The sequence below is a fragment of the Streptomyces sp. NPDC014889 genome, from assembly GCF_043081205.1.
Lineage (GTDB): Bacteria > Actinomycetota > Actinomycetes > Streptomycetales > Streptomycetaceae > Streptomyces.
Genome location: NZ_JBIBWH010000002.1, coordinates 582,942 through 609,311, shown reverse-complemented (window position 1 = coordinate 609,311; position 26,370 = coordinate 582,942). Strand labels below are relative to the sequence as shown.

The 26,370-nt window shown below is 73.0% G+C and carries 23 protein-coding genes and 1 pseudogene; 11 read left to right on the top strand and 13 right to left on the bottom strand.

Annotation, left to right across the window (positions count from 1 at the left end; genetic code table 11):
* Positions 1-5: 5 nt before the first annotated feature.
* Genes ACF09J_RS05955 through ACF09J_RS05945 form a run of 3 tightly spaced genes read right to left on the bottom strand, consistent with a single transcriptional unit; the run spans position 6 to position 3,684 of the window.
* Entirely contained in the window at positions 6-1,736 is a 1,731-nt protein-coding gene (locus ACF09J_RS05955) for an L-aspartate oxidase (RefSeq protein WP_392304124.1), read from the bottom strand.
* Positions 1,733-2,755, bottom strand: coding sequence for a pantoate--beta-alanine ligase (gene panC / locus ACF09J_RS05950; RefSeq protein ID WP_392304123.1), 1,023 nt, complete (start codon positions 2,753-2,755; stop codon positions 1,733-1,735). Before panC ends, ACF09J_RS05955 begins: the two co-directional genes overlap by 4 nt.
* Positions 2,752-3,684: a Rossmann-like and DUF2520 domain-containing protein gene (locus ACF09J_RS05945; RefSeq protein ID WP_392304122.1), complete on the bottom strand. Its 933-nt coding sequence runs from the start codon at positions 3,682-3,684 to the stop codon at positions 2,752-2,754. The genes panC and ACF09J_RS05945 overlap by 4 nt, the downstream gene beginning before the upstream one ends.
* Before the next feature lie 162 nt (positions 3,685-3,846).
* Here ACF09J_RS05945 and ACF09J_RS05940 point away from each other — a divergent pair, with 162 nt between their 5' ends.
* Positions 3,847-5,070 carry a threonine aldolase family protein gene (locus tag ACF09J_RS05940; RefSeq protein ID WP_392304121.1) on the top strand — a complete coding sequence of 408 codons (1,224 nt, stop codon included), beginning with the start codon at positions 3,847-3,849 and terminating at the stop codon, positions 5,068-5,070.
* A 67-nt stretch (positions 5,071-5,137) separates the two neighbouring features.
* Positions 5,138-6,244 carry a DUF5937 family protein gene (locus ACF09J_RS05935; RefSeq protein ID WP_392304120.1) on the top strand — a complete coding sequence of 369 codons (1,107 nt, stop codon included), beginning with the start codon at positions 5,138-5,140 and terminating at the stop codon, positions 6,242-6,244.
* Positions 6,245-6,303: 59 nt separating this feature from the next.
* Here ACF09J_RS05935 and ACF09J_RS05930 read toward each other — a convergent pair.
* The 3 genes and pseudogenes from ACF09J_RS05930 to ACF09J_RS05920 all read right to left on the bottom strand — a co-directional run.
* Positions 6,304-6,930, bottom strand: a pseudogene (locus tag ACF09J_RS05930) (AAA family ATPase); the annotation flags it as partial.
* Between the two features lie 32 nt (positions 6,931-6,962).
* Positions 6,963-7,634: a response regulator gene (locus ACF09J_RS05925; RefSeq protein ID WP_392304119.1), complete on the bottom strand. Its 672-nt coding sequence runs from the start codon at positions 7,632-7,634 to the stop codon at positions 6,963-6,965.
* A 52-nt stretch (positions 7,635-7,686) separates the two neighbouring features.
* Positions 7,687-8,892, bottom strand: a complete 1,206-nt coding sequence (locus ACF09J_RS05920) for a sensor histidine kinase (protein ID WP_392304118.1) — start codon at positions 8,890-8,892, stop codon at positions 7,687-7,689.
* Between the two features lie 234 nt (positions 8,893-9,126).
* Here ACF09J_RS05920 and ACF09J_RS05915 point away from each other — a divergent pair, with 234 nt between their 5' ends.
* A complete protein-coding gene (locus tag ACF09J_RS05915) occupies positions 9,127-10,152 on the top strand; it encodes an SAM-dependent methyltransferase (RefSeq protein ID WP_392304186.1) in 1,026 nt (341 codons plus the stop codon).
* Here the strand turns inward: ACF09J_RS05915 and ACF09J_RS05910 are convergent.
* On the bottom strand, positions 10,117-11,268 hold the full coding sequence (locus tag ACF09J_RS05910) for an NADH-quinone oxidoreductase subunit D (RefSeq protein WP_392304117.1): 1,152 nt from the start codon (positions 11,266-11,268) through the stop codon (positions 10,117-10,119). The two genes, ACF09J_RS05915 and ACF09J_RS05910, sit on opposite strands and share 36 nt — an antisense overlap.
* Positions 11,269-11,299: 31 nt before the next feature.
* Between ACF09J_RS05910 and ACF09J_RS05905 the strand changes: the two genes are divergently transcribed.
* Together ACF09J_RS05905 and ACF09J_RS05900 are read left to right on the top strand one after the other, a co-directional pair.
* Positions 11,300-11,806, top strand: coding sequence for a PH domain-containing protein (locus ACF09J_RS05905; RefSeq protein WP_392304116.1), 507 nt, complete (start codon positions 11,300-11,302; stop codon positions 11,804-11,806).
* A gap of 69 nt (positions 11,807-11,875) precedes the next feature.
* Positions 11,876-13,183: a PH domain-containing protein gene (locus tag ACF09J_RS05900; RefSeq protein ID WP_392304115.1), complete on the top strand. Its 1,308-nt coding sequence runs from the start codon at positions 11,876-11,878 to the stop codon at positions 13,181-13,183.
* Positions 13,184-13,246: 63 nt separating this feature from the next.
* On the opposite strand, the gene ACF09J_RS05895 is transcribed toward ACF09J_RS05900, so the two are convergent.
* Positions 13,247-14,707 (bottom strand): hypothetical protein, encoded by a 1,461-nt coding sequence (locus tag ACF09J_RS05895; protein WP_392304114.1) that lies wholly within the window; start codon positions 14,705-14,707, stop codon positions 13,247-13,249.
* A gap of 124 nt (positions 14,708-14,831) precedes the next feature.
* Entirely contained in the window at positions 14,832-15,959 is a 1,128-nt protein-coding gene (locus ACF09J_RS05890; protein ID WP_392304113.1) for an alpha/beta hydrolase, read from the bottom strand.
* Positions 15,960-16,162: 203 nt separating this feature from the next.
* On the opposite strand from ACF09J_RS05890, the gene ACF09J_RS05885 reads away from it, so the two are divergent.
* The 6 genes from ACF09J_RS05885 to ACF09J_RS05860 all read left to right on the top strand — a co-directional run bounded on the left by ACF09J_RS05885 (position 16,163) and on the right by ACF09J_RS05860 (position 21,327).
* Positions 16,163-17,998 (top strand): phosphatidylglycerol lysyltransferase domain-containing protein, encoded by a 1,836-nt coding sequence (locus ACF09J_RS05885; RefSeq protein WP_392304112.1) that lies wholly within the window; start codon positions 16,163-16,165, stop codon positions 17,996-17,998.
* 101 nt (positions 17,999-18,099) lie between these two features.
* Complete coding sequence (gene folP / locus ACF09J_RS05880; RefSeq protein WP_392304111.1) at positions 18,100-19,056, top strand: dihydropteroate synthase; 957 nt, start codon at positions 18,100-18,102, stop codon at positions 19,054-19,056.
* Positions 19,053-19,556 carry a nuclear transport factor 2 family protein gene (locus ACF09J_RS05875; RefSeq protein ID WP_392304110.1) on the top strand — a complete coding sequence of 168 codons (504 nt, stop codon included), beginning with the start codon at positions 19,053-19,055 and terminating at the stop codon, positions 19,554-19,556. Before folP ends, ACF09J_RS05875 begins: the two co-directional genes overlap by 4 nt.
* A 249-nt stretch (positions 19,557-19,805) precedes the next feature.
* Positions 19,806-20,165 (top strand): dihydroneopterin aldolase, encoded by a 360-nt coding sequence (gene folB / locus ACF09J_RS05870; RefSeq protein WP_392304109.1) that lies wholly within the window; start codon positions 19,806-19,808, stop codon positions 20,163-20,165.
* On the top strand, positions 20,162-20,773 hold the full coding sequence (gene folK, locus ACF09J_RS05865; RefSeq protein ID WP_392304108.1) for a 2-amino-4-hydroxy-6-hydroxymethyldihydropteridine diphosphokinase: 612 nt from the start codon (positions 20,162-20,164) through the stop codon (positions 20,771-20,773). The genes folB and folK overlap by 4 nt, the downstream gene beginning before the upstream one ends.
* Before the next feature lie 65 nt (positions 20,774-20,838).
* Positions 20,839-21,327: a DUF3180 domain-containing protein gene (locus ACF09J_RS05860; RefSeq protein WP_392304107.1), complete on the top strand. Its 489-nt coding sequence runs from the start codon at positions 20,839-20,841 to the stop codon at positions 21,325-21,327.
* Positions 21,328-21,383: 56 nt separating this feature from the next.
* Here the strand turns inward: ACF09J_RS05860 and folE are convergent, their stop codons facing one another.
* From folE to tilS, 4 genes are all read right to left on the bottom strand, one after another.
* Positions 21,384-21,989 (bottom strand): GTP cyclohydrolase I FolE, encoded by a 606-nt coding sequence (gene folE, locus ACF09J_RS05855; RefSeq protein WP_141359601.1) that lies wholly within the window; start codon positions 21,987-21,989, stop codon positions 21,384-21,386.
* Between the two features lie 119 nt (positions 21,990-22,108).
* Positions 22,109-24,148 (bottom strand): ATP-dependent zinc metalloprotease FtsH, encoded by a 2,040-nt coding sequence (gene ftsH, locus ACF09J_RS05850; RefSeq protein WP_392304106.1) that lies wholly within the window; start codon positions 24,146-24,148, stop codon positions 22,109-22,111.
* Between the two features lie 184 nt (positions 24,149-24,332).
* On the bottom strand, positions 24,333-24,893 hold the full coding sequence (gene hpt / locus ACF09J_RS05845) for a hypoxanthine phosphoribosyltransferase (protein ID WP_392304185.1): 561 nt from the start codon (positions 24,891-24,893) through the stop codon (positions 24,333-24,335).
* 76 nt (positions 24,894-24,969) lie between these two features.
* Positions 24,970-26,196 carry a tRNA lysidine(34) synthetase TilS gene (gene tilS / locus ACF09J_RS05840; RefSeq protein ID WP_392304105.1) on the bottom strand — a complete coding sequence of 409 codons (1,227 nt, stop codon included), beginning with the start codon at positions 26,194-26,196 and terminating at the stop codon, positions 24,970-24,972.
* Positions 26,197-26,370 lie beyond the last annotated feature (174 nt).

Below are 26,370 nucleotides of genomic sequence, written 5' to 3'. Positions count from 1 at the left end.
TTGTGTCACTGCTCCTGGGGACGCGGGGCCGGGGCCCCGGGGCGGGTCGGGGGGAACTCTGCGGTGTCCGTGGTGTGCACGGCGGGGGTGCCGGCCGGGTTCAGCCGTACGACGATGTGGCGGCGCCAGTGGGTGTCGTCCCGCTCGGCGTGGTCCTCGCGCCAGTGGCAGCCGCGGGTCTCCTCGCGCAGCCGGGCGGCGGCGACCAGGACGCCGGCCACGCACAGGAGGTTCGTGGCCTCCCAGGTGTCGACGCCCGGCTCGGCGGTCTTGCCGTTCTCGTCCAGGGCCGAGCGGGCCTCGGCGTGCAGCCGCTCCAGCCGGTCGGCGGCCCGGGCCAGCGACGCGGCGGACCGCAGCACGCCCGCTCCCTCGCTCATGATCCGCTGGATCGCGAACCGGGTCTCGGGGGCGAGCAGGGGGTGGGCGGGCGTCTCCGCGTGCGGGACGGGTTCCGGCACGCGTGCGTGCAGGCCGCCTGCCGCATGCTCCCGGGCGATGTCGGCGGCGATGCGCTCGGCGTAGACCAGGCCCTCCAGGAGGGAGTTGGAGGCGAGGCGGTTGGCGCCGTGCACGCCCGTGCAGGCCACCTCGCCGCACGCATACAGGCCCGGCACGGTCGTCCGGCCGTGGGAGTCGGTGCGCACGCCTCCGGAGGCGTAGTGGGCGGCCGGCGCCACCGGGACGGGCTCGGTGACCGGGTCGATGCCGTGGGCGCGGCAGGCGGCCAGGATCGTCGGGAAGCGGTGCTCCCACATGTCGGCGCCGAAGTGCCGGGCGTCGAGGAACATGTGCTCGGTGCCCTGCTCCTGCATCCGCTGCGTGATGCCCTTGGCGACGATGTCCCGGGGTGCGAGTTCGGCCAGTTCGTGCCGGCCCGTCATGAAGCGCACGCCGTCGCCGTCGACCAGGTGGGCGCCCTCGCCGCGCACCGCCTCGGAGACCAGGGGCTGCTGGCCCTCGGCGTCCGCGCCGAGGAAGAGCACCGTCGGGTGGAACTGCACGAACTCCAGGTCGGAGACCTCTGCGCCCGCGCGCAGGGCGAGCGCCACGCCGTCGCCCGTGGAGACGGGCGGGTTCGTGGTGGCGGAGAAGACCTGGCCCATGCCGCCGGTCGCGAGGACCACCGCGGGCGCGTGCACGGCGCCCACGCCGTCGTGCTGGCCCTCGCCCATGACGTGCAGGCTCACGCCCGCGGTGCGGCCCTCGGCGTCGGTGAGCAGGTCCAGTACGAGCGCGTTCTCGACGGTGTGCACTCCACGCGCGCGTACCGCCTCGACGAGGGCTCGGGAGATCTCCGCGCCGGTCGCGTCGCCGCCCGCGTGCGCGATCCGGCGGCGGTGGTGGCCGCCCTCGCGGGTGAGCTCGATGCCGCCCTCGTCGTCGGTGTCGAAGTGCGCGCCGGTGGAGATCAGCCGCCGTACGGCGTCGGGGCCCTCGGTGACGAGGATCCGTACGGCCTCCTCGTCGCACAGGCCGGCGCCGGCCACCAGGGTGTCGTCCAGGTGCTGCCCCGGGGTGTCGCCCTCGCCGAGGGCCGCGGCGATGCCGCCCTGGGCCCAGCGGGTGGAGCCGTCGTCGAGGCGGGCCTTGGTGACGACGACGGTCGTCAGGCCGGCCGCCTCGCAGCGCAGGGCGGCGGTGAGGCCGGCCACGCCGGAGCCGACGACCACGACGTCCGCCGTGACGGACCAGCCGGGCGCGGGCGCGTGCAGTCGTATGCCTGTGCTGGTCATGAGCCGGCTCCCAGGGTTCCGAAGGTGAGCGGGAGGTTGTCGATCAGCCGGGTCGCCCCGACCCGCGCGGCGACGGCGAGGACGGCCTCGCCGGTGAAGTCGTCCCCGATCTCGGTGAAGTCGGCCGGGTCGACCAGGGCCAGGTAGTCGAGTTCCAGCGGCGGGTCGAAGCGCGCGGCCTCGTCCAGGACCAGCTGGGCGGCCGCGCGGACGGCCGCGGCGGCGCCCGGGGAGGCCTTGGCGACGGCAGCGGCGTCGGCCGCCGCGCGGGATTCCCCGAGGGCGCTCAGGGCCTCGGCACGCGCGCGCGTGGACGGCACTTCGCGGGCCCGCGCGCACAGCGCCTCCTGGGCGGCGTGCCGGTCGCGGCCCGCGAACAGGGCCTGGGAGAGGGCCAGCGCGGTGTGCCGCTCCTGCGGGGAGAGGTAGCGGTTGCGGCTGGACAGGGCCAGTCCGTCGTCCTCGCGCACGGTCGGCACGGCGACGATCTCCACGCCTATGTCGAGGTCGCGCACCATGCGGCGGATCAGGGCGAGCTGCTGGGCGTCCTTCTGGCCGTACAGGGCCACGTCGGGGCGGGTGAGGTGAAGCAGCTTGGCGACGACGGTGAGCATGCCGTCGAAGTGCCCGGGCCTGGAGGCGCCCTCCAGACGCTCGCCCATGGGGCCCGCGGTGATCCTGACCTGCGGCTCGCCGTCGGGGTACACCTCTTCGGCGGACGGCGCGAACACGGCGTCGGCCCCCGCCTGCTCGGCCACCTTGAGGTCGGCCTCCAGGGTGCGCGGGTAGCGGTCGAGGTCCTCGCCCGCGCCGAACTGGAGCGGGTTGACGAAGACGGTGACGATCACGAAGCCCTTGCGGCCGACGCGCTCGCGGGCCGCACGGATCAGGGCGGCGTGGCCCTCGTGCAGGGCGCCCATGGTCATGACGACGGCGGTGCGTCCCTGGACCGCGTAGTGGTCGCGCACGTACTCCAGATCGTCCACCGTGTGGGCGAGTTCGAACATGCGACGGCTCATCGGTCTTCCCCGTTCTCGGGCAGGTTCGGGCCGCCGGCGAGTACCTCCAGCAGGTCCTCGGCCAGTTCGGGCTTGAGCAGGCCGTGGGCGAGCGCGCGGTCGGCGGTGGCGCGGGCCATCGCCAGGTAGCCGGCGACGGCCTGGGGGGCGTGCCGGCGCAGTTCGGCGACGTGCGCGGCGACCGTGCCGGCGTCCCCGCGCGCGACCGGCCCGGTCAGGGCCGCGTCGCCGGAGCGCAGGGCGTTGTCCAGGGCGGCGCCGAGCAGCGGGCCGAGCATCCGGTCGGGGGCTTCCACGCCCGCCTCGCGCAACAGGTCCATGGACTGGGCGACCAGCGTGACCAGGTGGTTGGCGCCGAGGGCGAGCGCCGCGTGGTACAGCGGCCGCATCTCCTCGTCGATCCACTCCGGCTCGCCGCCCATCTCGATGACCAGGGCCTCGGCAGCCAGCCGCAGCTCCTCGGGGGCGGTGACGCCGAAGGAGCAGCCGGCCAGCCGCTGCACGTCCACGGGGGTGCCGGTGAAGGTCATCGCAGGGTGCAGGGCCAGCGGCAGGGCGCCCGCGCGCAGGGCGGGGTCGAGCACCTTCGCGCCGTACCGCCCGGAGGTGTGCACGAGCATCTGGCCCGGCCGCACGGCGCCGGTCTCGGCGAGGCCCGCGACCAGTCCGGGCAGGGTGTCGTCGGGGACGGTCAGCAGCACCAGGTCGGACCGTTCGAGCACGTCGGCGGGCGGCAGCACGGGCACGTCGGGGAGCATCAGCCCGGCCCGTCGCCTGGAGGTGTCGGAGACCGCGGAGACAGCCACCGGACGGTGCCCGGCGAGCTGGAGGGACGCGGCGAGCGCGGGACCCACCCGGCCGGCGCCGACGACACCGACGCTGAGCCGCGCGGGGCGGTCCCTGGGGTCTTGTTGCTGGCTACTACTCACGCGACGGTGACCTTCCCGTTCCAGTCCGCTCGGGGTACCGGACGATTTCTCGTCATGTTAACGCGATCGGTTCCGAGGGCGGCCCGGTCGTCCACAGGCTGTGGGCGGCGGAGCGGGAAATGCGGGTGCCCGCCGAGCCCCGGACGCGCGATGATCCGGGGCATGAGTGATACCGCGGAGCAGGACGCACGGGACGCAGGGCCCGAGGAGCAGGCGGCGGGCGGGGAACAGGTCTCGCACGGGGAGCGGCTCAAGCGGCTCCGGGAGCGGCGCGTGGCCGCGTGCCGGAGCGCGGAGCGCGTGCTGGCGCGCCCGGCGTACCTGGGGACGCTCCGGGAGCGGCTGGCGCTGCTGGACGGGGCGCGGGAGGTGCACGACCTCGACGAGGCGTCGGACATGTACGGCAACGGGGTCGTCGAGGCCCTGGAGGAGAAGGTCGCCGGTCTGCTCGGCAAGGAGGCGGCCGCCTTCTTCCCGACCGGCACGATGGCCCAGCAGGTGGCCCTGCGCTGCTGGGCGGGCCGCACCGGCGACCCGGCGGTCGCGCTGCACGCCATGGCCCACCCCGAGGTGCACGAGCGGCACGCCTTCAGCCAGGTCGCCGGGCTGCGGCCGGTGCGGGTGACGAGCGAGCCCCGCCAGCCGACCGCAGAGGAGGTGCGCGACCTCGACGAGCCGTTCGGGACGCTGATGCTCGAACTGCCCCTCAGGGACGCCGGGTTCCTGCTGCCCACGTGGGAGGAGCTCCTCGAACTCGTGGACGCGGCACGCGCGCGGGACGCGGTGGTGCACTTCGACGGCGCGCGCCTGTGGGAGACCACCGTGCACTTCGGCCGGCCGCTGGAGGAGATCGCGGACCTGGCCGACAGTGTGTACGTGTCGTTCTACAAGTCCCTCGCCGGCTACGGCGGCGCCGCGCTCGCCGGACCGAAGGAGCTGGTGGACGAGGCCAGAACGTGGCGGCACCGGTACGGCGGCAATGTCTTCCAGCAGTTCCCGACGGTGCTGTCGGCGCTGGCCGGACTGGAGCGGGAGCTGCCCCGGCTGCCGGAGTACGTGCGGCACGCGCGCGTGGTGGCCGCCGCGCTGCGCGAGGGGTTCGCGGCGGCAGGGCTGCCCTGGAGCCACGTCCACCCGGCGGAGCCGCACACCCACGAGTTCCAGGTCTGGCTGCCGTACGACGTCGAGACGGTCGCCGGGGCCGCGATACGGACCGCCGAGGAGACGGGCACGATGCTGTTCACCAGCGGCTGGGACGCCCCCGTCCCGCGGCTGGCCCGCACCGAGGTCTCCGTCCGGGCCGAGGGACTGACCTGGACCGCGGACGACGTGCGTACGGCGGTGGCGGACTTCACCGCCCGCCTCCCCAAGGAGCCCAACGGGTAGCCCACCACGTGGAGTGGTCACGGACGCCCGGCGGTGCGTTGTCGGTGGGGGCGGGCACCATGGGGGCATGAGTGTGCGCATCGACATCGCCGGGCTGCGGCCGGAGAGGGTGGCCGTCGTGGCCGCGCCGCTGGCCGAGCTCGGCATGGCGTTGCACGCGCTGTCCGAGCCGGGGCACCACCCCGGTCTGCAGGGCTGGGTGACCGGTGTCACCGCCCGGCTCGACCCTCATCTGGCCGACCGGATGTGCGAGGCGGACTTCCTGTGGCGGACGACGTTCTCCGACCTGTTCCTGCCGTGCGCGGGCGTGCCCGGCGGCACCACGCTCCCGGGCGCGACCCTCGCCGACGACCTGGACGTCCTCGACAAGCTGTCCGACGAGCAGTTCGTGGACGCCGCCCTGGAGTTCACCTGCGCCCTGCCGTACGGCCTGCCGGGCCCCGGACCGCTCGCCGACGCCGGGCTGCGCCGGCGCGCCCTGGATCTGGCCGCCGCTCGCGGTCCGCAGCAGGTGCGCTTCACCGAGCGGCTGCTGGCCGACCCGCCCCGCATCAGGGCCTGGCTGCGGCAGTTCCTCGAGGACTGCGACGAGGCGTTCTTCGCGCAGACCTGGTCCCGGCTGCGCCACCAGCTCGCGGCCGACACCCGGCACAAGACGGAGCTGCTGCGCCGCAAGGGCCTGGCCGAGGCCCTTGCGGCGGCGTCCCCGGCGGTGGCGCTCGACGAGGCGGCCGCCCGGATCACCGTCGACAAACTGGGCGAGGGCCGCACGGCCACGGCGGACGGCGGCCTGCTGCTCGTACCGACGAGCCTGGGCCGGCCCCACCTGATGGTGCTGCACCGGTACGCCTGGCAGCCGGTGCTGCACTACCCGGTCGGCTCCCAGCAGCTCGCCGCCCCGCCCTCGGTGGAGCAGCTCGCCCTGCGGATGACCGCCCTGTCCCACCCGGTGCGGATGCGGCTGTGCCGCAGCCTGGCCCGCAGCGCGTTCACCACCAGCGAGCTGGCCCAGGTGCACGGCATGACCGCGCCGGAGATATCCCGGCACCTGAGCATGCTGAAGAAGGCGGGCCTGGTCACCACCCGGCGCCGCGGGCGGTACGTGCTGCACCAACTGGACGTCACCACGGTCGCCCGGCTGGGCAGCGACTTCCTCGAAGGCGTGCTCCGCTAGTCGCCCGAGCCGGAACCGGAACTCGAGCCGGAGCCGGAGTCGGGCATGCGCCCCGGTCCGTCGAACCGGATGTGCCGGACGCCGACCTTCGCCTGCCGCAGCCGAGTCCGCAGCGCGCCCTCGGTGTTGGGCCGCAGCGTCAGGCCGGCCAGGACGGCGATCCGGTCCGCGGTCTTCGGCACGGTCGAGTGGTCGGTCCACAGATGCTCGGCGAACTCCGGCTCGCGCAGCCGCTCGAGGCAGTCGTCGAGCTGCCGCACGGCCCAGGTCTCCCGGCCGACGGCGGTCTTCCCGGCGACGTGACCGACGAGGTGCCCGAACCCGCGCTCCCGCAGCCGCCTCAGCACGGTCTCGCGTTCCGCGAGGAGCGCGAAGTGCCGTACGTCATGGCCCAGTTCGCGCAACCGGCCGACGGTCTCGGCGAACTGGCCGGCGTCGGTGACGGTCATGGGAGCGATCACGACGCCCTCGTGCCGGGTGAGCGCCAGGTCGAGGACCTCCACCACCCCCTGCCGCCAGGACGCCAAGTCCCTGAAGTCGCCGCGCAGTCCGGGCGGCAGCATACGGCGCAGGCCGAACCCGGCGTGCTCGGGATCGCAGACGACGCTGCCGGGCAGACGGCGCTGGATCTCGTGTGCGGTCTGTGTTTTTCCGCCCCCGAAGGGGCCGTTGATCCACAGGAGCATGCGCAGACCCTACCGACGACCGCGCACGGTGTTCAGCCGTGTCCGCCGGCCCGGACGAGCCCCGTCTCGTAGGCGAGGACCACCACCTGCACCCGGTCCCGCAGACCCAGCTTGGTCAGGATGCGGCCCACATGGGTCTTCACCGTCGCCTCGGACAGCACCAGCCGGGCGGCGATCTCGCCGTTCGACAGGCCCTGCGCGACCAGGACCATGACCTCGCGCTCGCGCTCGGTGAGCCGCTGGAGCTCCTTGTGCTGGGGCTCCTTGCCGCCCGTGGGCAGCATCGGGGCGAACCGGTCGAGCAGCCGCCGGGTGGTGGAGGGCGCGACGACGGCGTCCCCGCTGTGCACGGCGCGGATCGCGGCGAGCAGGTCGCCGGGCGGCACGTCCTTGAGCATGAACCCGGAGGCGCCCGCCTTCAGCCCGGAGAAGGCGTACTCGTCGAGGTCGAAGGTGGTCAGAATGAGCACCTTCGGCGGGTCGGGCTCGGAGCAGATGCGGTGGGTGGCCTCCACACCGTCCAGCTTGGGCATGCGCACGTCCATCAGCACCACGTCGACGGCGGTGGCGCGAAGCACCTGGAGGGCCTCGACGCCGTCGCCCGCCTCCGCGACGACCTCCATGTCCGGCTGGGCGGCGAGCACCATCCGGAATCCGGTGCGCAGCAGCACCTGGTCGTCGACGAGCATCACGCGGATCGTCATCGGGTGGGTCCTCTTCCGTTGGTCATCGGCGGGTCGGGTCCGTGCAGCGGTGTCAGTGCACCGGTTTGAGCGGCAGCAGGGCGCTGATGCGGAAGCCGCCGCCGGGGCGCGGACCCGCGTCCAGGGTGCCGCCCACCATGCCGACGCGTTCGCGCATGCCGATCAGGCCGTGCCCCCGGCCGTCGGCGCCGCCCTCCTCGTACAGCTCGTGCGGCGCGCCCTTGCCGTCGTCCTCGACGAGCAGTCCGAGCCCGTCGTCGAAGTAGACCAGGCGCACACTCGCGCCCGCGTTCGGCCCGCCGTGCTTGCGGGTGTTGGTGAGGGCCTCCTGCACGATGCGGTACGCGGTCAGCTCGACCCCGCTGGGCAGTGGGCGCGGGGTGCCCTCGATCCTGAAGTCGACGGGCAGTCCGGAGCCCCGGCACTGCTCGACGAGGTCCTCGATCTGGTCGACGTCGGGCTGCGGCACGTACTCGCCGCCCTCCCGGTGCTCGCCGGTGCGCAGCACGCCCAGCAGGCGGCGCATCTCGGCGAGGGCCTGGCGTCCGGTGGAGGAGATCGTCTCCAGGGCCTTCTTGGCCTGGTCGGGCGCGGCGTCCAGGACGTAGGCGGCGCCGTCGGCCTGCACCACCATCACCGACACGTTGTGCGCGACCACGTCGTGCAGCTCGCGCGCGATCCGGGCGCGTTCCGCGGCCACCGCGACCTTGGCCTGCGCCTCGCGTTCCTTCTCCAGACGGGCGGCGCGCTCCTCCAGCTGCGCGAAGTAGGCGCGGCGGGTGCGCATGGAGTCGCCGAGCACCCAGGCGAGGGCGAACGGCACCGTCTGGAAGACGGTTATGGCCACATTGCCCAGGGCGCTCGCGTCGTGCTGCGGCCAGCGCATCTGCGCGAGGGTCGCCGCGCACAGCCCGCCGGCCAGGGCGAACCGGGAGGCCCAGCGGGCGCCGATCGCGGCGACCGTGTAGATGATCACCAGCATGGCGAAGTCGGCGACCATGGTCTCGACGTCCAGGACGAGCTGCGCCGCGCCCGCCGCGCCCGCCAGCACCAGCATCTTCTCCGGCATCCGGCGGCGCAGTGCGACGACCACGCACAGCACCAGGGACAGGGCGAGGGCCGCGGGGACCGAACCGTGGTGGCCGGGCGCCCCGTTGAGATTCGACACGCTCACGCCGGAAAGCCCGAGGAGGATGAGGGCCCAGGAGCCGTCCACCCACATCGGGTGCCTGCGGAGGAAGTCATAGAGGCGCTGCACGTAACCCAGAGTAAAGAAGCGGCACAGGTGCCGGGGTCAACCGAAGGGCCGATCCGCACGGGACCTTCGTACTCCCCAAGGTGGATGCAGTGATCACTTGTGCGCCTCCCTGCACCGGGCGGAACCTACTCTGTCGGGGTGACGGACGACCCGGCGGACAGCAGCGAGCGCACCACGGCGGACGGCCCCGAGCGCACCCCCGCGCGTGCCACGGCGCGGAGCGCGGCGGACGGCCTGGCCGGGGAGTGGCGCGGCTGGCGGACGGCGGCCGAGGAGGCCCTGTACGGGCCGGACGGCTTCTACCGGCGGCCCGAGGGCCCGGCCGGGCACTTCCGTACGTCCGTGCACGCCTCGCCGCTGTTCGCGGCGGCCGTGGCGCGGCTGCTGTGCCGGGTCGACCGGGCGCTGGGGCGGCCCGCGGTGCTCGACCTCGTCGACATGGCGGCCGGGCGGGGCGAGCTGGCGGTGGGCGTGCTCGCCGCGCTGCCCGCGGACGTGGCGGCACGCACGCGCGTGCACGCCGTCGAGATCGCCGCCCGGCCGGAGGGCCTGGACGACCGGATCGCGTGGTCGGGGCAGCCACCGCAGGGGATCACCGGGCTGCTGTTCGCCAACGAGTGGCTGGACAACGTGCCGGTGGAGGTCGCGGAGGTGGACTCCGCGGGCGTGCCCCGGCGGGTCCTCGTACGGCGGGACGGCGCCGAACGGCTCGGGGAGCCGGTGTCGGGGGCGCAGGCGCGGTGGCTGGACCGGTGGTGGCCGCTGCCCGCCGAGCAGGGCCTGCGCGCGGAGATCGGGCTGCCCCGCGACGCCGCCTGGGCCGCCGCGGTCTCGAGCGTCGAACGGGGCCTCGCGGTCGCCGTCGACTACGCGCACACGGCCGGCGCGCGACCGCCCTTCGGCACGCTCACCGGCTTCCGGGAGGGCCGGGAAACGGCGCCGGTGCCGGACGGTTCGTGCGACATCACGGCCCACGTGGCCCTGGACGCGTGTGCCGCGAGCGGGCCTGGGGGCGCCCGGCTGCTGACCCAGCGCGAGGCCCTGCACGCCCTGGGGGTCACCGGCGCACGCCCCCCGCTCACCCTTGCCTCCACGCGCCCCTCGGAGTACGTACGCGCCCTCGCGCGCGCCGGGGAGGCCGCCGAACTCACCGCGGCGGGCGGGCTCGGCGACTTCGGCTGGCTGGCACAGCCGGCCGGCCTCGCCGAGAGGCAAGCGGCGGCCCTATTTGTCGATGTCCCCGACCACGAAGAACATTGACCCCAGGATGGCCACCATGTCCGCCACCAGCGTGCCCGGCAGCAGCTCGGTGAGCACCTGGATGTTGTTGTACGACGCCGAGCGCAGCTTCAGCCGGTAAGGGGTCTTCTCACCCTTGCTGACCAGGTAGTAGCCGTTGATGCCGAGCGGGTTCTCGGTCCACGCGTACGTGTGCCCCTCGGGCGCCTTGAGGACCTTCGGCAGCCGCTGGTTGATCGGGCCGGGAGGCAGCTCGGCCAGCCGGTCCAGACAGGCGTCGGCGAGATCCAGCGCGTTGTGGGTCTGCTCCAGCAGACACTCGAAGCGGGCCAGGCAGTCGCCCTCCTGCCGGGTCACGACCTTCAGCGTGTCCTGGAGCTCTCCGTACGCCAGATACGGCTCGTCGCGGCGCAGGTCGAAGTCGACGCCCGAGCCGCGCGCGATGGGACCGCTCACGCCGTAGGCGTGCACGGCCCGCGGCGTCAGGACGCCCACGCCCCGGGTGCGCCCCCGGAAGATCTCGTTGCCGAGCACCAGGTCGTCGAAGACGTCCATGCGCGAGCGCACGGCGGCCACCGCGGCACGCGCGCGCGTGGCCCAGCCCGCCGGCAGGTCCTCCTTCAGGCCGCCGACCCGGTTGAACATGTAGTGCATCCGGCCGCCGGAGACCTCCTCCATGACGTTCTGGAGGACCTCCCGCTCCCGGAACGCGTAGAAGACCGGGGTGATGCCGCCCAGCTCCAGCGGATAGGAGCCGAGGAACATCAGGTGGTTGAGCACCCGGTTCAGCTCGGCGAGCAGGGTGCGCGTCCACACCGCGCGCCCGGGCACCTCCATGCCGAGCATCCGCTCCACGGCGAGGACCACGCCCAGCTCGTTCGAGAAGGCCGACAGCCAGTCGTGGCGGTTGGCCAGCATGATGATCTGGCGGTAGTCCCGCGCCTCGAACAGCTTCTCCGCGCCGCGGTGCATATAACCGATCACCGGCTCCGCGCGCGTGATGCGCTCGCCGTCCAGCACCAGCTTCAGCCGCAGCACACCGTGCGTGGAGGGGTGCTGCGGCCCGATGTTCAGCACCATGTCGGTGCTCTCCGCGGCGCCGCCGATCCCGACCGTGGTCTCCGTCGTAGGAGTCATGGACACAGTCTCTCGTACGTACGCTTGCCCCATGGAGACGGGGAGCCGGGAGGACGAGCGGGCGGCGGCCGGGGACGAGCCGGCGTGGCGGGCGCTGCCGCGCGGCCTGCTGCGGATGCGCCGGCTGCTGCTGGTGGTGTGGCTGGGCCTGTTCGCCCTGGCCGCGGGGCTGCTGCCGGGCCTGCTGGCCGGTCCCGTCTGGGCGGCGTTCGCCCTGCTGCCGCTGGCGCTGATGGCGTGGGGCTGGGTGCTGCTCGGCCGCAACTGGCGCTCGTGGCGGTACGCCGAGCGCGCCGACGACCTGCTGATCAGCCGGGGCGTGCTGTGGCGCGAGGAGACCGTGGTGCCCTACGGGCGGATGCAGCTGGTCGAGGTCACCTCGGGGCCCGTGGAGCGGCACTTCGGGCTGGCCACCGTGCAGCTCCACACGGCCGCCGCCGCGACCGACGCCACCATCCCCGGCCTCGACCCGGCCGAGGCGGAACGGCTGCGCGACCGGCTCACCGAACTCGGCGAGGCACGATCGGCGGGGCTGTGACGTCGGCGGGGGGCGACGAGGTCATACCCGGGGAGGGCGTACGCGGGCAGGCCGCGACCCCAAGAGTTCATGAGTGACGCGCGGCCCGTGACCGAGCGGCGGCTGCATCCCGTCACGCCCCTGAGACGGGCGTGGGCGCCGGTCGCCGTGCTCACGGGCTGGGCCGTGCACGACCCCGACCAGGCGCAGCGGCACCTGACGCGGCTGACGACGACCACGCTGGTGATCGGGCTCGCGGTCGTCATACCCCTGGCCGCCCTCTACGGCTTTCTGTCCTGGTGGTTCACGCACTTCGCGGTGACCGACACCGAACTGCGCATCCGCACCGGGCTGTTCTTCCGCCGCACCGCGCACATCCGGCTGGAGCGGATCCAGGCCGTCGACGTCACCCGGCCGCTGCTCGCCCGGGTCGCGGGCGTGGCCAAGCTGAAGCTCGACGTCGTCGGGACCGACAAGAAGGACGAACTCGCCTTCCTCGGCGAGGAGGAGGCCCGGGCGCTGCGCGCCGAACTGCTCGCGCGCGCCGCCGGGTTCGCGCCCGAGACGGCGCACGAGGTCGGTGAGGCGCCCGCGCGGGAGCTGGTCCGCGTGCCCGGGCGCCTGATCGCCGTCTCGCTGCTGCTGACCGGAGCGACCTGGGGGTCACTGGTCGCCGCGGCTGTCGTACCGCCGTTGCTGTGGCTGTTCACCCACAGCCTGTGGACAGTACTCGCCGCCGTCCTGCCGCTGCTCGGCAGCGCCGTGGCGAACAGCGCGGGACGCTTCGCCGCCGAGTACGACTGGGCGGTGGGCGAATCGCCCGACGGGCTGCGGATCGACCGGGGACTGCTGGACCGCACGCACGAGACGGTGCCGCCGGGGCGGGTGCAGACCGTGCGGATCGTGGAGCCGCTGCTGTGGCGGTGGCGCGGCTGGGTGCGGGTCGAGCTGGACGTCGCCGGGTCGTCGAACTCCGTGCTGCTGCCGGTCGCCCCGCGGGAGGTCGCCGAGTCGCTGATCGCCCGCGTCCTGCCCGGGGTGACGGTGCCTCAGGCATCCGCCCTGCTCCGGCCGCCGCGGCGCGCCCGGTGGTGCACGCCGGTGTGGTGGCGGGGGCACGGGATCGCCGTCACCGACGCGGTGTTCGCCGCGCGGCACGGGCTGCTGCGGCGCCGGCTCGCGCTGGTGCCGCACGCGAAGGTGCAGAGCGTACGGCTGCGGCAGGGGCCCTGGCAGCGTGTGTGGGGCCTCGCCGGCGTGCACGTGGACAACGGGGCCGGCAACACGGTGACGGCCCGGCTGCGGGACGCGCGGGAGGCCGAGCGGCTGCTGCGGGCCCAGGCCGAGAGGTCGCGCACGGGCCGCCGGAGCGCGCGGCCGGACCGGTGGATGACCTGACCCGGCCGGTGGCCGGCCCGGGCGCGACGCCGGGCGGGCGCCCGGCGTCGCGGAGGGTGGCCGTCAGGAGGCCGCGGTGCGCAGCCCCGGAAGGTTGATCTGTTCCGTCTCGTCGTGGGCCGTCAGGTCGATGACCTGATGGCCGACGGCCGGCGCGTCGGCCGGCTTGTACTGGGACTCGGCCTCGGCCTTGTGCGGGGCGAGCGACTCCTGGCCCACCACGCCGGCGAGGGCGTCGTTGCGGACGGCGTCCTGCTCGGTGGCCGGCGCGTCCGCCTTCGTGCCGAAGAAGTCGAAGCCGCCCTCGACCAGCGGGCGCCGCGCGGGCGCGGCCGGTACGACGGCCACCGCGGTCGGCACGGTGAAGTGCCCGGAGGGCAGCCGAGTCGAGGGCTTGGCCGACTCGACGGCCTTGGCGGAGGGGGCCGGCGCGGAGGGGGCGGGGGCAGGCGCGGCAGCGGGGGCGGGCACGGAGGCGGCCGGTGCGGAGGAGGCCGGTGCGGCCTGCTCGCCCGAATCGGCCACGGCGGACACGTCGGCCGACGAGGTCACAGCCGCCTCAGCAGTTCCAGCAGGATTACTCCGGTCCGCCGGCTCGGCGGGCTCAGTCGTCCCGGTCGCCTCCGCGGACTCCTTCTGGTCGGCAGACTCGGTCTCCGCCTCCGCCTCGTCGATGGCGACCGCGCGCTCGTGCGTCTCGTCCGTCCCGGACTCCCGCGCGGACTCCGGCTCGGCGTCGCCGTCGACCGGAAGGGCCGTTTCCAGCGCCGGGTCGGTCTCCGACGCCGTGTCAGCCTCCTCCGCCGGGCCGGTCTTCGCGGCCTCGTCCGTCCTCGCCGTCCGGGCGCCGCCCTTGCCCATCCGTGCCAGGGCGGCCTCGGCGCGCACGTACAGCTCGGAACCCTCCGGGGAGAACGCGCCGGGCGCCGTGGCCCCCGGCCTCTTCCCGGCGGGCCCGGTCGCGGGGGCCGCGGACTCGTGCGTCCCGGCACCCTCGGCGTCCGGGGCGTCCGCGCCATCCGCGTCCGCGGCGTCCGCCGCCGCCGCGGGCAGCGCGAGCACGTCGGGGCCGGTCTCGATCTCCAGCAGGCGGCGGCCCTCCAGCGCGCTCGCGCGTTCGGTCTCCGCCGTCGCGTACCGCCGCAGCAGTGACGCGTGCTCGTTGCGCAGTCCCGCGAGTTCCGTGCGCCGGGCGCGCAGCTTCTGCTCCAGGCGGCCGCGCAGTTCGCGCGACTCCTCGAGGTCGGTCTCGAGTTCGGCGATCCGTTCCTCGAATCGCCACTCGTCGCTCGCACGCGCGCGCGTGAGGTCGGCTACCCGCCGTCCGGCCTGCGCGTCCCAGCGGCGCATGACGATCGCGCCGAGTACGGCGGTCACCGCGGCGGTCCCGGCGAGCAACCGAAGCACCGCCGCGTCGGTGAACGCCCAGGGACCCAGGGCGCAGACGACAGAGACGCCGGCGATCGCCGAGGAAGGCATCAGCCTGTGCAGGGGTGGGGAATGGCGGTGACGTCCACGTGGCATGGCCAGAAACTTACCGCGCGTACGCGAATCATGTCGGGCCGCCCCGCAAAAAGACAGCCATAACGAAACCTTCCCTCGCCAGAGGGAGTTCCGGCCCCGTTTTCCTTCACTTCCGAGATCATTTTCAGCGGTCGCCCAGGAGGCCGCTCATCCACTGCAACGTAGCCGGGATCTCGCGCCGCCAGGTGTTGAAGTTGTGGCCGCCGCTGTCGAGGATGATGGACGCGATCCGTGTCCTGTTGGTCGCTTTCACCGCGTCCATGAACCTGAGCGTCGACCTGTAGTTGTTCTCGCCGAGCCTGCTGCTGGTGACGAGCAGCGAAGTGTCGGGCGCCGGCAGGTGCTTGACGCTCCACAGCAGATCGGCGCGGTTCCGCAGATTCCTGTCCCCCTGGAAAAGATCACCCGTGGTCGGATCGATGGGCGCCCTGTAGTACGGGGACAGACCCGCGCCCGCGGCATACACCTCGGGATGGTGCAGGGCGAGTTTCAGGGCGCAGTAACCGCCCGTGGAATCGCCGACGATGCCCCAGCTGCCCGGTTTCCTTCCGACCCGGTAGTGCGCGAGGATCGCGTCCGGCAGGTCCTTCGCGAAGAACGACTCGGTCTGCGGGCCGCCGGGGACGTCCACGCACTCCGTGTCCCGCGGCGGCGCCACCGTGGGCCGCAGCATCACCAGGATCATCGGCTGCGCCCGCCCGGTCCTGGCCAGCTCCTGCGCGGTGTGCGGATAGCGCAGCTTGCTGATCAGCGCCTGCGCGGTGCCCGGGTAGCCGGTGAGGACCACGGCCGCCGGGAAGGTACGGGTCCGGTACTGCGGCTGGAAGTACTCCGGCGGCAGGTAGACGAACGCGGGCGAGGCGATGTGCGTCGTCCGGCCCACGATGCCGACCTGCTGGATCTGGCCCGAGACCTGGGGCCGGTCGCCGTCGCCCAGCCGCACATGCTGGGTGCCGATCACCTGGAGGGGGCCCTTGGTGCGGCCGTGCGCGGAGTCGTCGACGACGACCCCCGGCGCGTTCTCCCGCCCGAACAGGTCGGCCCAGCTCGCGTAGAACCCGAAGGCCTGGTTGGCGGCGAGTCCGACGCAGGCGAAGATCGCCACCTGGGTGGCCAGCAGCATGCCGACGCGTCCGGTCACCGCGCGCCAGTTGCGGCGGGCCAGACGCGGCCAGAGCCACACCGTGCCGGCGAACAGCAGCACGGCGAAGAGGATCGCCAGTACCAGCACCTTGTTGCTCGTGAGACCCATGGGCTTCCCTGCCTGCGCTTCCCGCCGCAGGGCTCACCGACGCTTCCTTGCGAGGGCTTGCCCTGGGCTTTCCCTGCCCTTTGACCCGACTTTCCGGCGGGGAGTGAACCTCTCTCCCCGAGACACCGTCCTAGAGGGCGCAATGTCGCCGGATGCCCGGATCGGCACCGGATTCAAGGTCTCTCGCAGAACTACGGGATGCGATGTCTGTCAGGATAGATGGGGAATTGTCGGACGGGGTTCCGGACCGATCCAGCAGGGTGCGGCGCATACTGCGCGGCCCGCGCCCCGAGGCCGTCCCCGCGCTGGTCGCCAGGGCCTGCGCGGTCGTCGGCCTCCTGGACATCGCCGCGGGCGTCTTCCCGCGCTTCCGGCACAGCCGTATGCACGCCATGGCCGAGGTGCTGCCGGGCTCGTTCGGGCCGTTCGCCGCGGCGCTCTCGCTCAGCGTGGGCGTGCTGTTGCTGCTGCTCGCACACGGCCTGAAGCGGCGCAAGCGCCGGGCCTGGCGCGCGGCCGTGGCCCTGCTGCCGGCCGGCGCTGCGGCGGAGTTCGTCTACCGGCACTCCGTGGCCGGGGTGGTCATCTCGCTGGCGCTGCTCGCGCCGCTGCTGATCCACCGCGCCGAGTTCGCCGCGCTGCCGGACCCGCGCAGCCGCTGGCGGGCGCTGGCCAACTTCGTCCTCATGAGCGCCGGCTCGCTGGCCCTGGGCATGATCATCGTCAGCGTGCACACGCACCGCATGGTCGGCGACCCCAGCGTGGCGGACCGGCTGACCCATGTCGTCTACGGCCTGATCGGCTTCGAGGGCCCGGTGGACTACCAGGGCAACACCTCCTGGACCGTCGCCTTCTCCCTCGGCGCCCTCGGCTGGCTCACCGCCGTCACCACCGTCTACCTGGCCTTCCGCCCCGAGCACCCGGCGGCACGCCTGACCGAGGAGGACGAGAGCAGGCTGCGCGAGCTGCTGGCCCGGCACGGCGGCCGCGACTCCCTCGGCCACTTCGCGCTGCGCCGCGACAAGGCCGTCGTGTTCTCCCCGAGCGGCAAGGCGGCGGTGACCTACCGCGTCGTCTCCGGCGTGATGCTCGCCAGCGGCGACCCGATCGGCGACGTCGAGGCCTGGCCGGGCGCCATCGAACGTTTCATGGACGAGGCCAGGGCCCACTCCTGGACGCCCGCCGTGATGGGCTGCTCCGAGACCGGCGGCGAGGTGTGGACCCGGGAGACCGGCCTGGACGCCCTGGAACTGGGCGACGAGGCGGTGGTCGACGTCGCGGATTTCTCGCTCGCCGGACGCGCGATGCGCAACGTCCGCCAGATGGTCAAGCGCATCGAGCGAGCCGGCTACGAAACCCGGGTGCGGCGCATCCGTGACCTCGGCGGCACCGAGCTGGAGCGCGTCCGGCGGGCCGCCGAGGACTGGCGCGGCACCGACACCGAACGCGGCTTCTCCATGGCACTCGGCCGGATCGGCGACCCGGCCGACGGCGACTGCCTCATCGCCACCGCGCACAAGCAGGACGCGGAACCGGGCGAGTACGGCGATCTGAAGGCGATCCTGCACTTCGTGCCCTGGGGCGAGGACGGCGTGTCCCTGGACCTGATGCGGCGCGACCGCTCGGCCGACCCGGGCATGAACGAACTGCTGATCGTGGCGGCGCTCCAGGCCGCCCCGAAGTTCGGCATCACCCGCATATCGCTGAACTTCGCGATGTTCCGCTCGGCGCTCGCACGGGGCGAGAAGATCGGCGCGGGCCCGGTGCTGCGCGCCTGGCGCGGGCTGCTGGTCTTCCTCTCCCGCTGGTTCCAGATCGAGTCGCTGTACAAGTTCAACGCCAAGTTCCAGCCGCGCTGGGAGCCGCGGTTCGTCGTCTACCGCGCCTCCTCCGACCTGCCCCGCATCGGCTTCGCCGCCATGCAGGCCGAGGGCTTCGTCGACCTCGCCCTACCGCTGCCGCGCTTCCTGCGCCGCCGCAGCGCCGCCCGGAGCGCCTGCGCGCACTCGGTCGCGGAACCGGACGTCCGCGCGGCATGACCCAGGACCGGCCCGGGCGGAACCCCCATCCCCTCCAGCACAGGGGGGTTCCGTCCGGGCCACGGCACGAAGGCCCGGAAGGCGGGGCCTACGCTGAACGTATGAGCAACTTCAGCGGGCGCGGCCGCGTGGCGGGCCTTCCGGCGTGGGGGCGGTGCGCGGTCATGGGGGTCGTGAACGTGACCCCCGACTCCTTCTCCGACGGAGGCCGCTGGTTCGACACGACCACCGCCGTCAAGCACGGCCTCGATCTGGTCGCGCAGGGCGCGGACCTGGTGGACGTCGGCGGCGAGTCCACCCGGCCCGGCGCCACCCGCGTCGACGAGGCCGAGGAGCTGCGGCGCGTCGTCCCCGTGGTGCGCGGCCTCGCCTCCGAGGGCGTCACGATCTCCGTCGACACCATGCACGCCCGCGTCGCCGAGCAGGCGCTCGCGGCCGGCGCCGCCCTCGTCAACGACGTCAGCGGCGGCCTCGCGGACCCCGCCATGATCCCCGTGGTCGCGGACGCGGGCGCGCCCTTCGTCGTGATGCACTGGCGCGGCTTCCTGGAGGGCGGCAACGTCCGCGGGGTGTACGAGGACGTCGTCACCGAGGTCGTCGACGAACTGCACGCGCGCGTGGAGGCCGTCCTGGAGGGCGGGGTCGCCGCCGACCGCGTCGTCGTCGACCCCGGCCTCGGCTTCTCCAAGGAGGCCGGGCACGACCTCGCGCTCCTGGCCCACCTCGACCGCCTCCGCGGGCTCGGCCACCCCGTGCTGGTCGCCGCCTCCCGCAAGCGGTTCCTCGGGCGGGTGCTGGCCGGCCCGGAGGGCGCGCCCCCGCCCGCACGCGAGCGCGACGCCGCCACCGCCGCCGTCTCCGCCCTCGCCGCGCACGCAGGCGCCTGGGCCGTACGCGTCCACGAGGTCCGCGCCACGGCGGACGCGGTGCGCGTCGCCCGCGCCGTCGAAGAGGCACGCACCCCCGCGAGCGCACCGGAGGACGGGGCGCGCCCCGCCGGGGATGCGCGGGCGGACGGCAGACGGGAAGCGCACGGGCCCGCCGAAGGTGACCGGTGAGCGCGCCCCACACCGACGTCGAGCAGGTGGAGGCCGCCAACACCGCCTACTACGAGGCCCTGGAGCGGGGTGACTTCGAGGAGCTGTCCTCGCTCTGGCTCACCCCCGCCGACCTGGGCGTCGACGAGGAGTACCACGACCCGGCCGACACCGGCGTGGTCTCCTGCGTGCACCCCGGCTGGCCGGTGCTCACCGGCCGCGGAGAGGTGCTGCGCTCCTACGCGCTGATCATGGCGAACACCGACTACATCCAGTTCTTCCTCACCGACGTGCACGTCTCGGTGACCGGCGACACCGCCCTGGTGAACTGCACGGAGAACATCCTCAGCGGTGGCCCCGCCCCGGCGGCCGGCGGCGAGCTCGGCCCGCTGGTGGGACAGCTCGTCGTCGCCACCAACGTGTTCCGCCGCACCGGCCTCGGCTGGAAGCTCTGGTCCCACCACGCCTCGCCCGTTCTGGCCGAAAACGACGGTGCCGAGGACGACGACACACCCGCCTGAGTGGGTAGGCGCCCGGGGCAGGAACGCGGAGTGGCCGGAATCACGGACTTCGGGAAAAGGGCCGCCCACCGGTCCGTGAGCAACCGGGTTCTCCAGGGGAAACACACGATGAAACCTGCCGGGCACGGCTCGCCCCGCCTCCCCGAGGCCCGGCCCCGTCAGTGCCCGCAGGTAGATTCGTGCCAGGCCGGTGTGCCGCCCGCACGCGGCAGGGACCGGTCGCCGCCGACGATTGCAGGAGTGATTCGCGTGGATCGTGTCGCGCTGCGCGGCCTGAGGGCCCGCGGGCACCACGGTGTGTTCCCCAAGGAACGCGAGGAGGGCCAGACCTTCCTCGTGGACATCGTCCTGGGAGTCGACACCCGGCCGGCCGCGGCCGACGACGACCTGGCGAAGACCGTGCACTACGGCATCGTGGCCGAGGAGGTCGTGGCCGTGGTGGAGGGCGAGCCCGTGAACCTCATCGAGACGCTCGCCGAGCGCATCGCCCAGGTCTGTCTGAAGCACGAGGGGGTCCTGGAGGTCGAGGTGTGCGTCCACAAGCCGGACGCCCCGATCACCGTGCCCTTCGACGACGTGACCGTCACCATCACCCGGAGCCGAGTATGAACGCGCCTTTCACCAAAGGGCCCACCGACCCGACCGTCCAGCCGGTGCCCGCCTCGGTCGTCGAGAAGGTCGACGCGGCCGACACCACGCTGCAGAACCCCAAGCGAGCCGTGATCTCGATCGGCTCCAACCTCGGCAACCGCCTGGAGACCCTCCAGGGTGCCGTCGACGCCCTGGAGGACACCCCCGGCGTCCGCGTCAAGGCCGTCTCCCCGGTCTACGAGACCGAGCCGTGGGGCGTCGAGCCCGGCTCGCAGCCGTCGTACTTCAACGCGGTGGTCGTCCTGAAGACCACGCTGCCGCCGTCGTCCCTGCTGGAGCGCGCCCACGCCGTCGAGGAGGCCTTCAGCCGGGTCCGCGACGAGCGCTGGGGCCCGCGCACCCTCGACGTCGACATCGTCGCCTACGCGGAGCACGTCTCCGACGACCCGGTGCTGACGCTCCCTCACCCGCGCGCCCACGAGCGCGCCTTCGTCCTCGCCCCGTGGCACGACGTGGACCCGGAGGCTCAGCTCCCGGGCCGGGGCGCGGTGGCCGATCTGCTGACCGCGCTCACCCGGGAAGGCGTCGAGCCGCGGGCGGACCTGGAACTCCGGCTGCCCGAGTAGTCGTTAAGGTCAGGGCGACGCAAGGTCTGCGACCGGCCCCGGTCCGGGGGAGCTGAAGGGACACCGTGAGAGAGCTGCGTATCAGGGTGCTGGCAGGCGTGTTCGTCGTCGCCGGAGTCCTGTCCTGGGCGGGCGCCCGGCTGTGGACCGCGGTGGGGACCCTCCCCGGCGTGCCGCTGGCCGCCCCCATCGTCCTCGCCCTGATCGCCGCGGTCCTGCTGGCCACGGCGCTCTCCCTGCGGGCCCGGCTGAAGGCGCAGCGCGAGCGCCGGCCCGGCGCGAAGGGGGTCGACCCCATGATGGCCGCCCGCGCGGTCGTCTTCGGCCAGGCCAGCGCTCTGGTCGCCGCCCTCGTCGCCGGCATGTACGGCGGCACGTGCGTCGCCCTGCTGGAGCTCCTCGACATCCCCGCCCGCCGCGACCAGGCCTTCTACGCCGGTTTCTCGGTCCTCGCCGGGATCGCGGTGATAGCGGCGGCCGTGTTCCTCGAACGGGTCTGCAAGCTCCCGGAGGACGACGACCAGAACCCGCCGGGGGCGCAGCCGACGGCATGAGCCCGGCGAGCGCCGTACGCGGGTGAGCGAGCGGGCGCGGCCGGGCGCCGTGCGCGTCAGCGCGCCATGATGAGGCTCATCGCCTCGTTCCGCGTCGCCGCGTCCCGCAGCTGACCGCGCACCGCCGAGGTGATGGTCTTCGCTCCGGGCTTGCGGATGCCCCGCATCGACATGCACATGTGCTCGCACTCCACTACGACGATCACACCGCGCGGCTCCAGGATCTCCATCAGCGAGTCCGCGATCTGGGTGGTGAGCCGCTCCTGCACCTGCGGGCGGCGGGCGTAGACGTCCACGAGCCGGGCCAGCTTCGAGAGGCCCGTGATCTTCCCGCTGGTGGACGGGATGTAGCCGACGTGCGCGACACCCCGGAACGGCACGAGGTGGTGCTCGCAGGTCGAGAACACCTCGATGTCCTTGACCAGCACCATCTCGTCATGACCGAGGTCGAACGTCGTCGTCAGGACGTCCTCGGGCTGCTGCCACAGTCCCGCGAATATCTCCTTGTACGCCCGGGCCACCCGTCCCGGTGTCTCCCGCAGACCTTCACGGTCCGGGTCCTCGCCGACCGCGATGAGGAGTTCGCGAACGGCGTTCTCGGCGCGCTTCTCGTCGAACTCACCGAGGAAGCCCTCGCCGTCCAGCGTCACGGGGTCGGTCATGTGAAGCCTCGTTCCTGTGTGTCTGATCTGCGGACATGCGAAATGCCGCGTCCCCCAGGCTAGAACCTGGGGGACGCGGCATGCATTCCGGGGCCGGTGGCCCGTGCGCGGGGGTCCGGTCAGTTGTCCGGACGGTCCTCCGGCACCTGCTCCGTGGCCGGGGCGTGCTCCGTCGCCGTCGACTTGACGGTGCTGATCGCCGCCGTCGAGCCGTTGGCCCCGTTCGTCAGCGCAAGCTCCTTCGGGGAGAGCACCGGCGGGCGGGTGGACGGGGTCCGGCGGGAGGAGCCGGTCCAGGCGGGCCGCGGGGGCCGCTTGACGATCGGCGCGAAGATCTCGGCGATCTCCTCCTTGCCCAGGGTCTCCTTCTCCAGGAGGGCCAGGACCAGGTTGTCGAGCACGTCGCGGTTCTCGACCAGGATCTCCCAGGCCTCGTTGTGCGCGTTCTCGATGAGCTTCTTGACTTCCTCGTCCACCAGCGCGGCGACCTCTTCCGAGTAGTCGCGCTGGTGAGCCATCTCACGGCCGAGGAACGGCTCGGTGTTGTCGCCGCCGAACTTGATCGCGCCCAGACGCTCGGTCATGCCGTACTGGGTGACCATCGCGCGGGCCGTGGTGGTGGCCTTCTCGATGTCGTTCGCCGCGCCCGTGGTCGGGTCGTGGAAGACCAGCTCCTCGGCCGCGCGGCCGCCCAGCATGTAGGCGAGCTGGTCCAGCATCTCGTTGCGGGTCGTGGAGTACTTGTCCTCGTCGGGCAGGACCATCGTGTAGCCGAGGGCCCGGCCGCGGGACAGGATCGTGATCTTGTGGACCGGGTCGGAGTTCGGCGAGGCCGCCGCGACCAGGGCGTGACCGCCCTCGTGGTACGCGGTGATCTTCTTCTCCTTGTCCGACATGATCCGGGTCCGCTTCTGCGGGCCCGCGACCACGCGGTCGATCGCCTCGTCCAGCATGTGGTTGTCGATCAGCTTCTTGTCACTGCGGGCCGTGAGCAGCGCGGCCTCGTTCAGGACGTTGGACAGATCGGCACCCGTGAAGCCGGGGGTGCGGCGGGCGACGGCGGACAGGTCGACGTCGGGCGCGACCGGCTTGCCCTTCTGGTGGACCTTGAGGATCTCCAGACGGCCCTGCATGTCGGGGCGGTCCACGGCGATCTGCCGGTCGAAGCGGCCCGGACGCAGCAGCGCCGGGTCGAGGATGTCGGGCCGGTTGGTGGCCGCGATCAGGATCACGCCGCCCTTGACGTCGAAGCCGTCCATCTCGACCAGAAGCTGGTTCAGCGTCTGCTCGCGCTCGTCGTGACCGCCGCCGAGGCCGGCGCCGCGGTGGCGGCCGACCGCGTCGATCTCGTCGACGAAGACGATCGCCGGAGCGTTCGCCTTGGCCTGCTCGAACAGGTCGCGGACGCGGGAGGCGCCGACACCGACGAACATCTCGACGAAGTCGGAACCGGAGATCGAGTAGAACGGCACGCCCGCCTCGCCCGCGACGGCGCGCGCGAGCAGGGTCTTGCCGGTGCCGGGCGGGCCGTAGAGCAGCACGCCCTTGGGGATCTTCGCCCCGACGGCCTGGAACTTGGCCGGCTCCTGGAGGAACTCCTTGATCTCGTGGAGCTCCTCGACGGCCTCGTCCGCACCCGCCACGTCCGAGAACGTCGTCTTGGGGGTGTCCTTGGTGATGAGCTTGGCCTTCGACTTGCCGAAGTTCATCACCCGGGAGCCGCCGCCCTGCATCTGATTCATCAGGAACAGGAAGACGACCACGATGAGGACGAAGGGGAGCAGCGTGAGCAGGATGCCGACGAAGGGGCTCTGCTTCGACGGCGAGACCGTGTAGCCCTTCGGGATCTGCTTGTCCTGGTACTTGGTCTGCAGCGTGTTGGCGATGGTCACGCCCTGGTCGCCGATGTAGCTCGCCTGGATCTTCGAGCTGCCGTCGACCTTCTGGCCGTCCTTGAGCTCGACCTTGATGGTCTGCTCGTCGCCCGTGACCAGCTTGGCCTGCTGGACCCTGTTGTCATTGATCGCCGCAACGACCTTGCCCGTGTCAACCGTCTTGTAGCCGCCGGACTGACCGACGACATTCATCAACACGACCACGGCAAGGACGGCCAGCACGATCCACATGACCGGCCCACGGAAGTATCGCTTCACGTCCATCCATACGGAGCGGTGCCGCCCCGTCCCTCCTGCCACAGTGAGTTTGATAAGACAGTTCTTCTGACGGTACCCCAGCATCGGGGCTCGAAGCCGCACGGTAGGGCCGACGTACCCGTCTGCTTGCTCCAACGGCTCCGGCGCCGCCGGGGTTCCCGATCACGCTCCGCGCTTGCGCCCTTCGGGGTCAGCCGCCGTAGACGTGGGGTGCGAGCGTACCGACGAACGGCAGGTTCCGGTACTTCTCGGCGTAGTCCAGGCCATAGCCGACCACGAACTCGTTCGGGATGTCGAAACCGACCCACTCCACGTCGATGGCGACCTTCGCGGCCTCGGGCTTGCGCAGCAGCGTGCACACGTTCAGCGAGGCGGGCTCCCGCGAACCGAGGTTGGAGATCAGCCAGGAGAGGGTCAGGCCGGAGTCGATGATGTCCTCGACGATCAGGACGTGCCGGCCCTTGATGTCGGTGTCGAGATCCTTGAGGATCCGCACCACGCCGGAGGACTGGGTGCCCGCGCCGTAGGAGGACACGGCCATCCAGTCCATGGTGAGGGGGGTGGACAGCGCCCGGGCGAGATCCGCCATGACCATCACCGCGCCCTTGAGGACGCCGACGATCAGCAGGTCCTTGCCCGCGTACTCCGCGTCGATCTTCGCCGCCAGCTCGGCCAGCTTCGCGTCGATCTCTTCCTTGGTGATGAGCACCTTCTCGAGGTCGGCACCCATGTCTTTCGCGTCCACCCGCATCACTTTCGGTCGTCTCACCGGCCTCGACGGCCCTCCTCCGGACTCCGCGTCAGCGGGCCGGCGGGAGGGGCCCGAATCAGCCTTGCCGAATCACCAGTCTGCCACCCTGCCGCTGGGCGACCACCCTGCCGGGCAGGTTGATGGCCTTCTGACCGCGCCAACCGGTGATCAGCCGGTCGACCTCCTCGATGTGCCGGGCGAACAGCGACCCGGCCGGGGCGCCGGCGTCGATGGCGGCACGGCGCAGGATGCGGCGGCGTACGGCGGGGGGCAGGGCGTACAGCTTGGCGCATTCCAGGCGGCCGGCGTCGTCGCGGACGGTGGCCTCGGCCTGGCCGGCCCAGGCGTCGAGGGCGTCGGCGTCGTCGCGGGAGAGCTGGGCGGTGCGCGCGAGGGCCTCCACCACGCCCTTGCCGAGGGCCTTCTCCAGGGCCGGGAGACCCTCGTGGCGCAGCCGGGAGCGGGTGTAGGCCGGGTCGGTGTTGTGCGGATCGTCCCAGACGGGCAGCGACTGGACCATGCAGGCCTTGCGGGCGGTCTGCCGGTCGATGTGCAGGAAGGGGCGGCGGTAACGGCCGCCGGCCCCCGAGACCGCGGCCATTCCCGACAGGGAGCGGATGCCGGAGCCGCGGGCGAGACCGAGGAGCACCGTCTCGGCCTGGTCGTCCCGGGTGTGGCCGAGCAGGACGGCGTGGGCCCCGTGGCGCTCGGCGGCGGCGTCCAGGGCGGCGTAGCGGGCGTCGCGGGCGGCGGCTTCCGGTCCGCCGTCGCGCCCGACGGTGACGGCGACGGCCTCGACCGGATCGAGGCCGAGGACGCGCAGCCGCTGGGCGACCTCCTCGGCGCGCACGTCGGAGCCGGCCTGCAGGCCGTGGTCGACGGTGACGCCGCCGGCCCGGACGCCGAGCCTGGGCGCCTCGAAGGCGAGGGCGGAGGCGAGCGCCATGGAGTCGGCGCCGCCGGAGCAGGCCACGAGCACGAGCGGCGACGGCGGCCGCTCCTGGGGGGCCGATGTGTCCGGTGCGGCCTGTGTGTCCAGTGTGCCCGGGGTGTCCGGTGCGCTGTGCGCCGCCGATGCATGCGCGGCCGGCGCGCCGTGGAAGGCCCGCTCGGCGGTCGCCCGGACGCGGCCCGGCGTCGACGCGCCGAGCGGGGGCTGCCCGGGGAGCTGCGCGGCCAGGGGGCCCGGCCGGGCGTGCGGGGCCGCTTGCGCGGGGTGGGGCGAGAGCTGTTCGTCGAGGATGTCGTGGAGGACGCGGCGTACCGCCAGGCGTATCGCCGCGACCGCAGGATGGGGACCCATGTCCGGTTCCCTTCACGGAGTCTTCGGGGGGTGAGCCCGATATCGGTCACTCAGAGTGCGTCGATGGTGACAGAAACAGGCCGTTCCCCGAGCATTGCACGCCTACGCATGGCCCACGGTCCCTCGGACGAGTGATTGAAGCGGCGTTCGCCTGCCGTAGGCCGGATTTCTCTG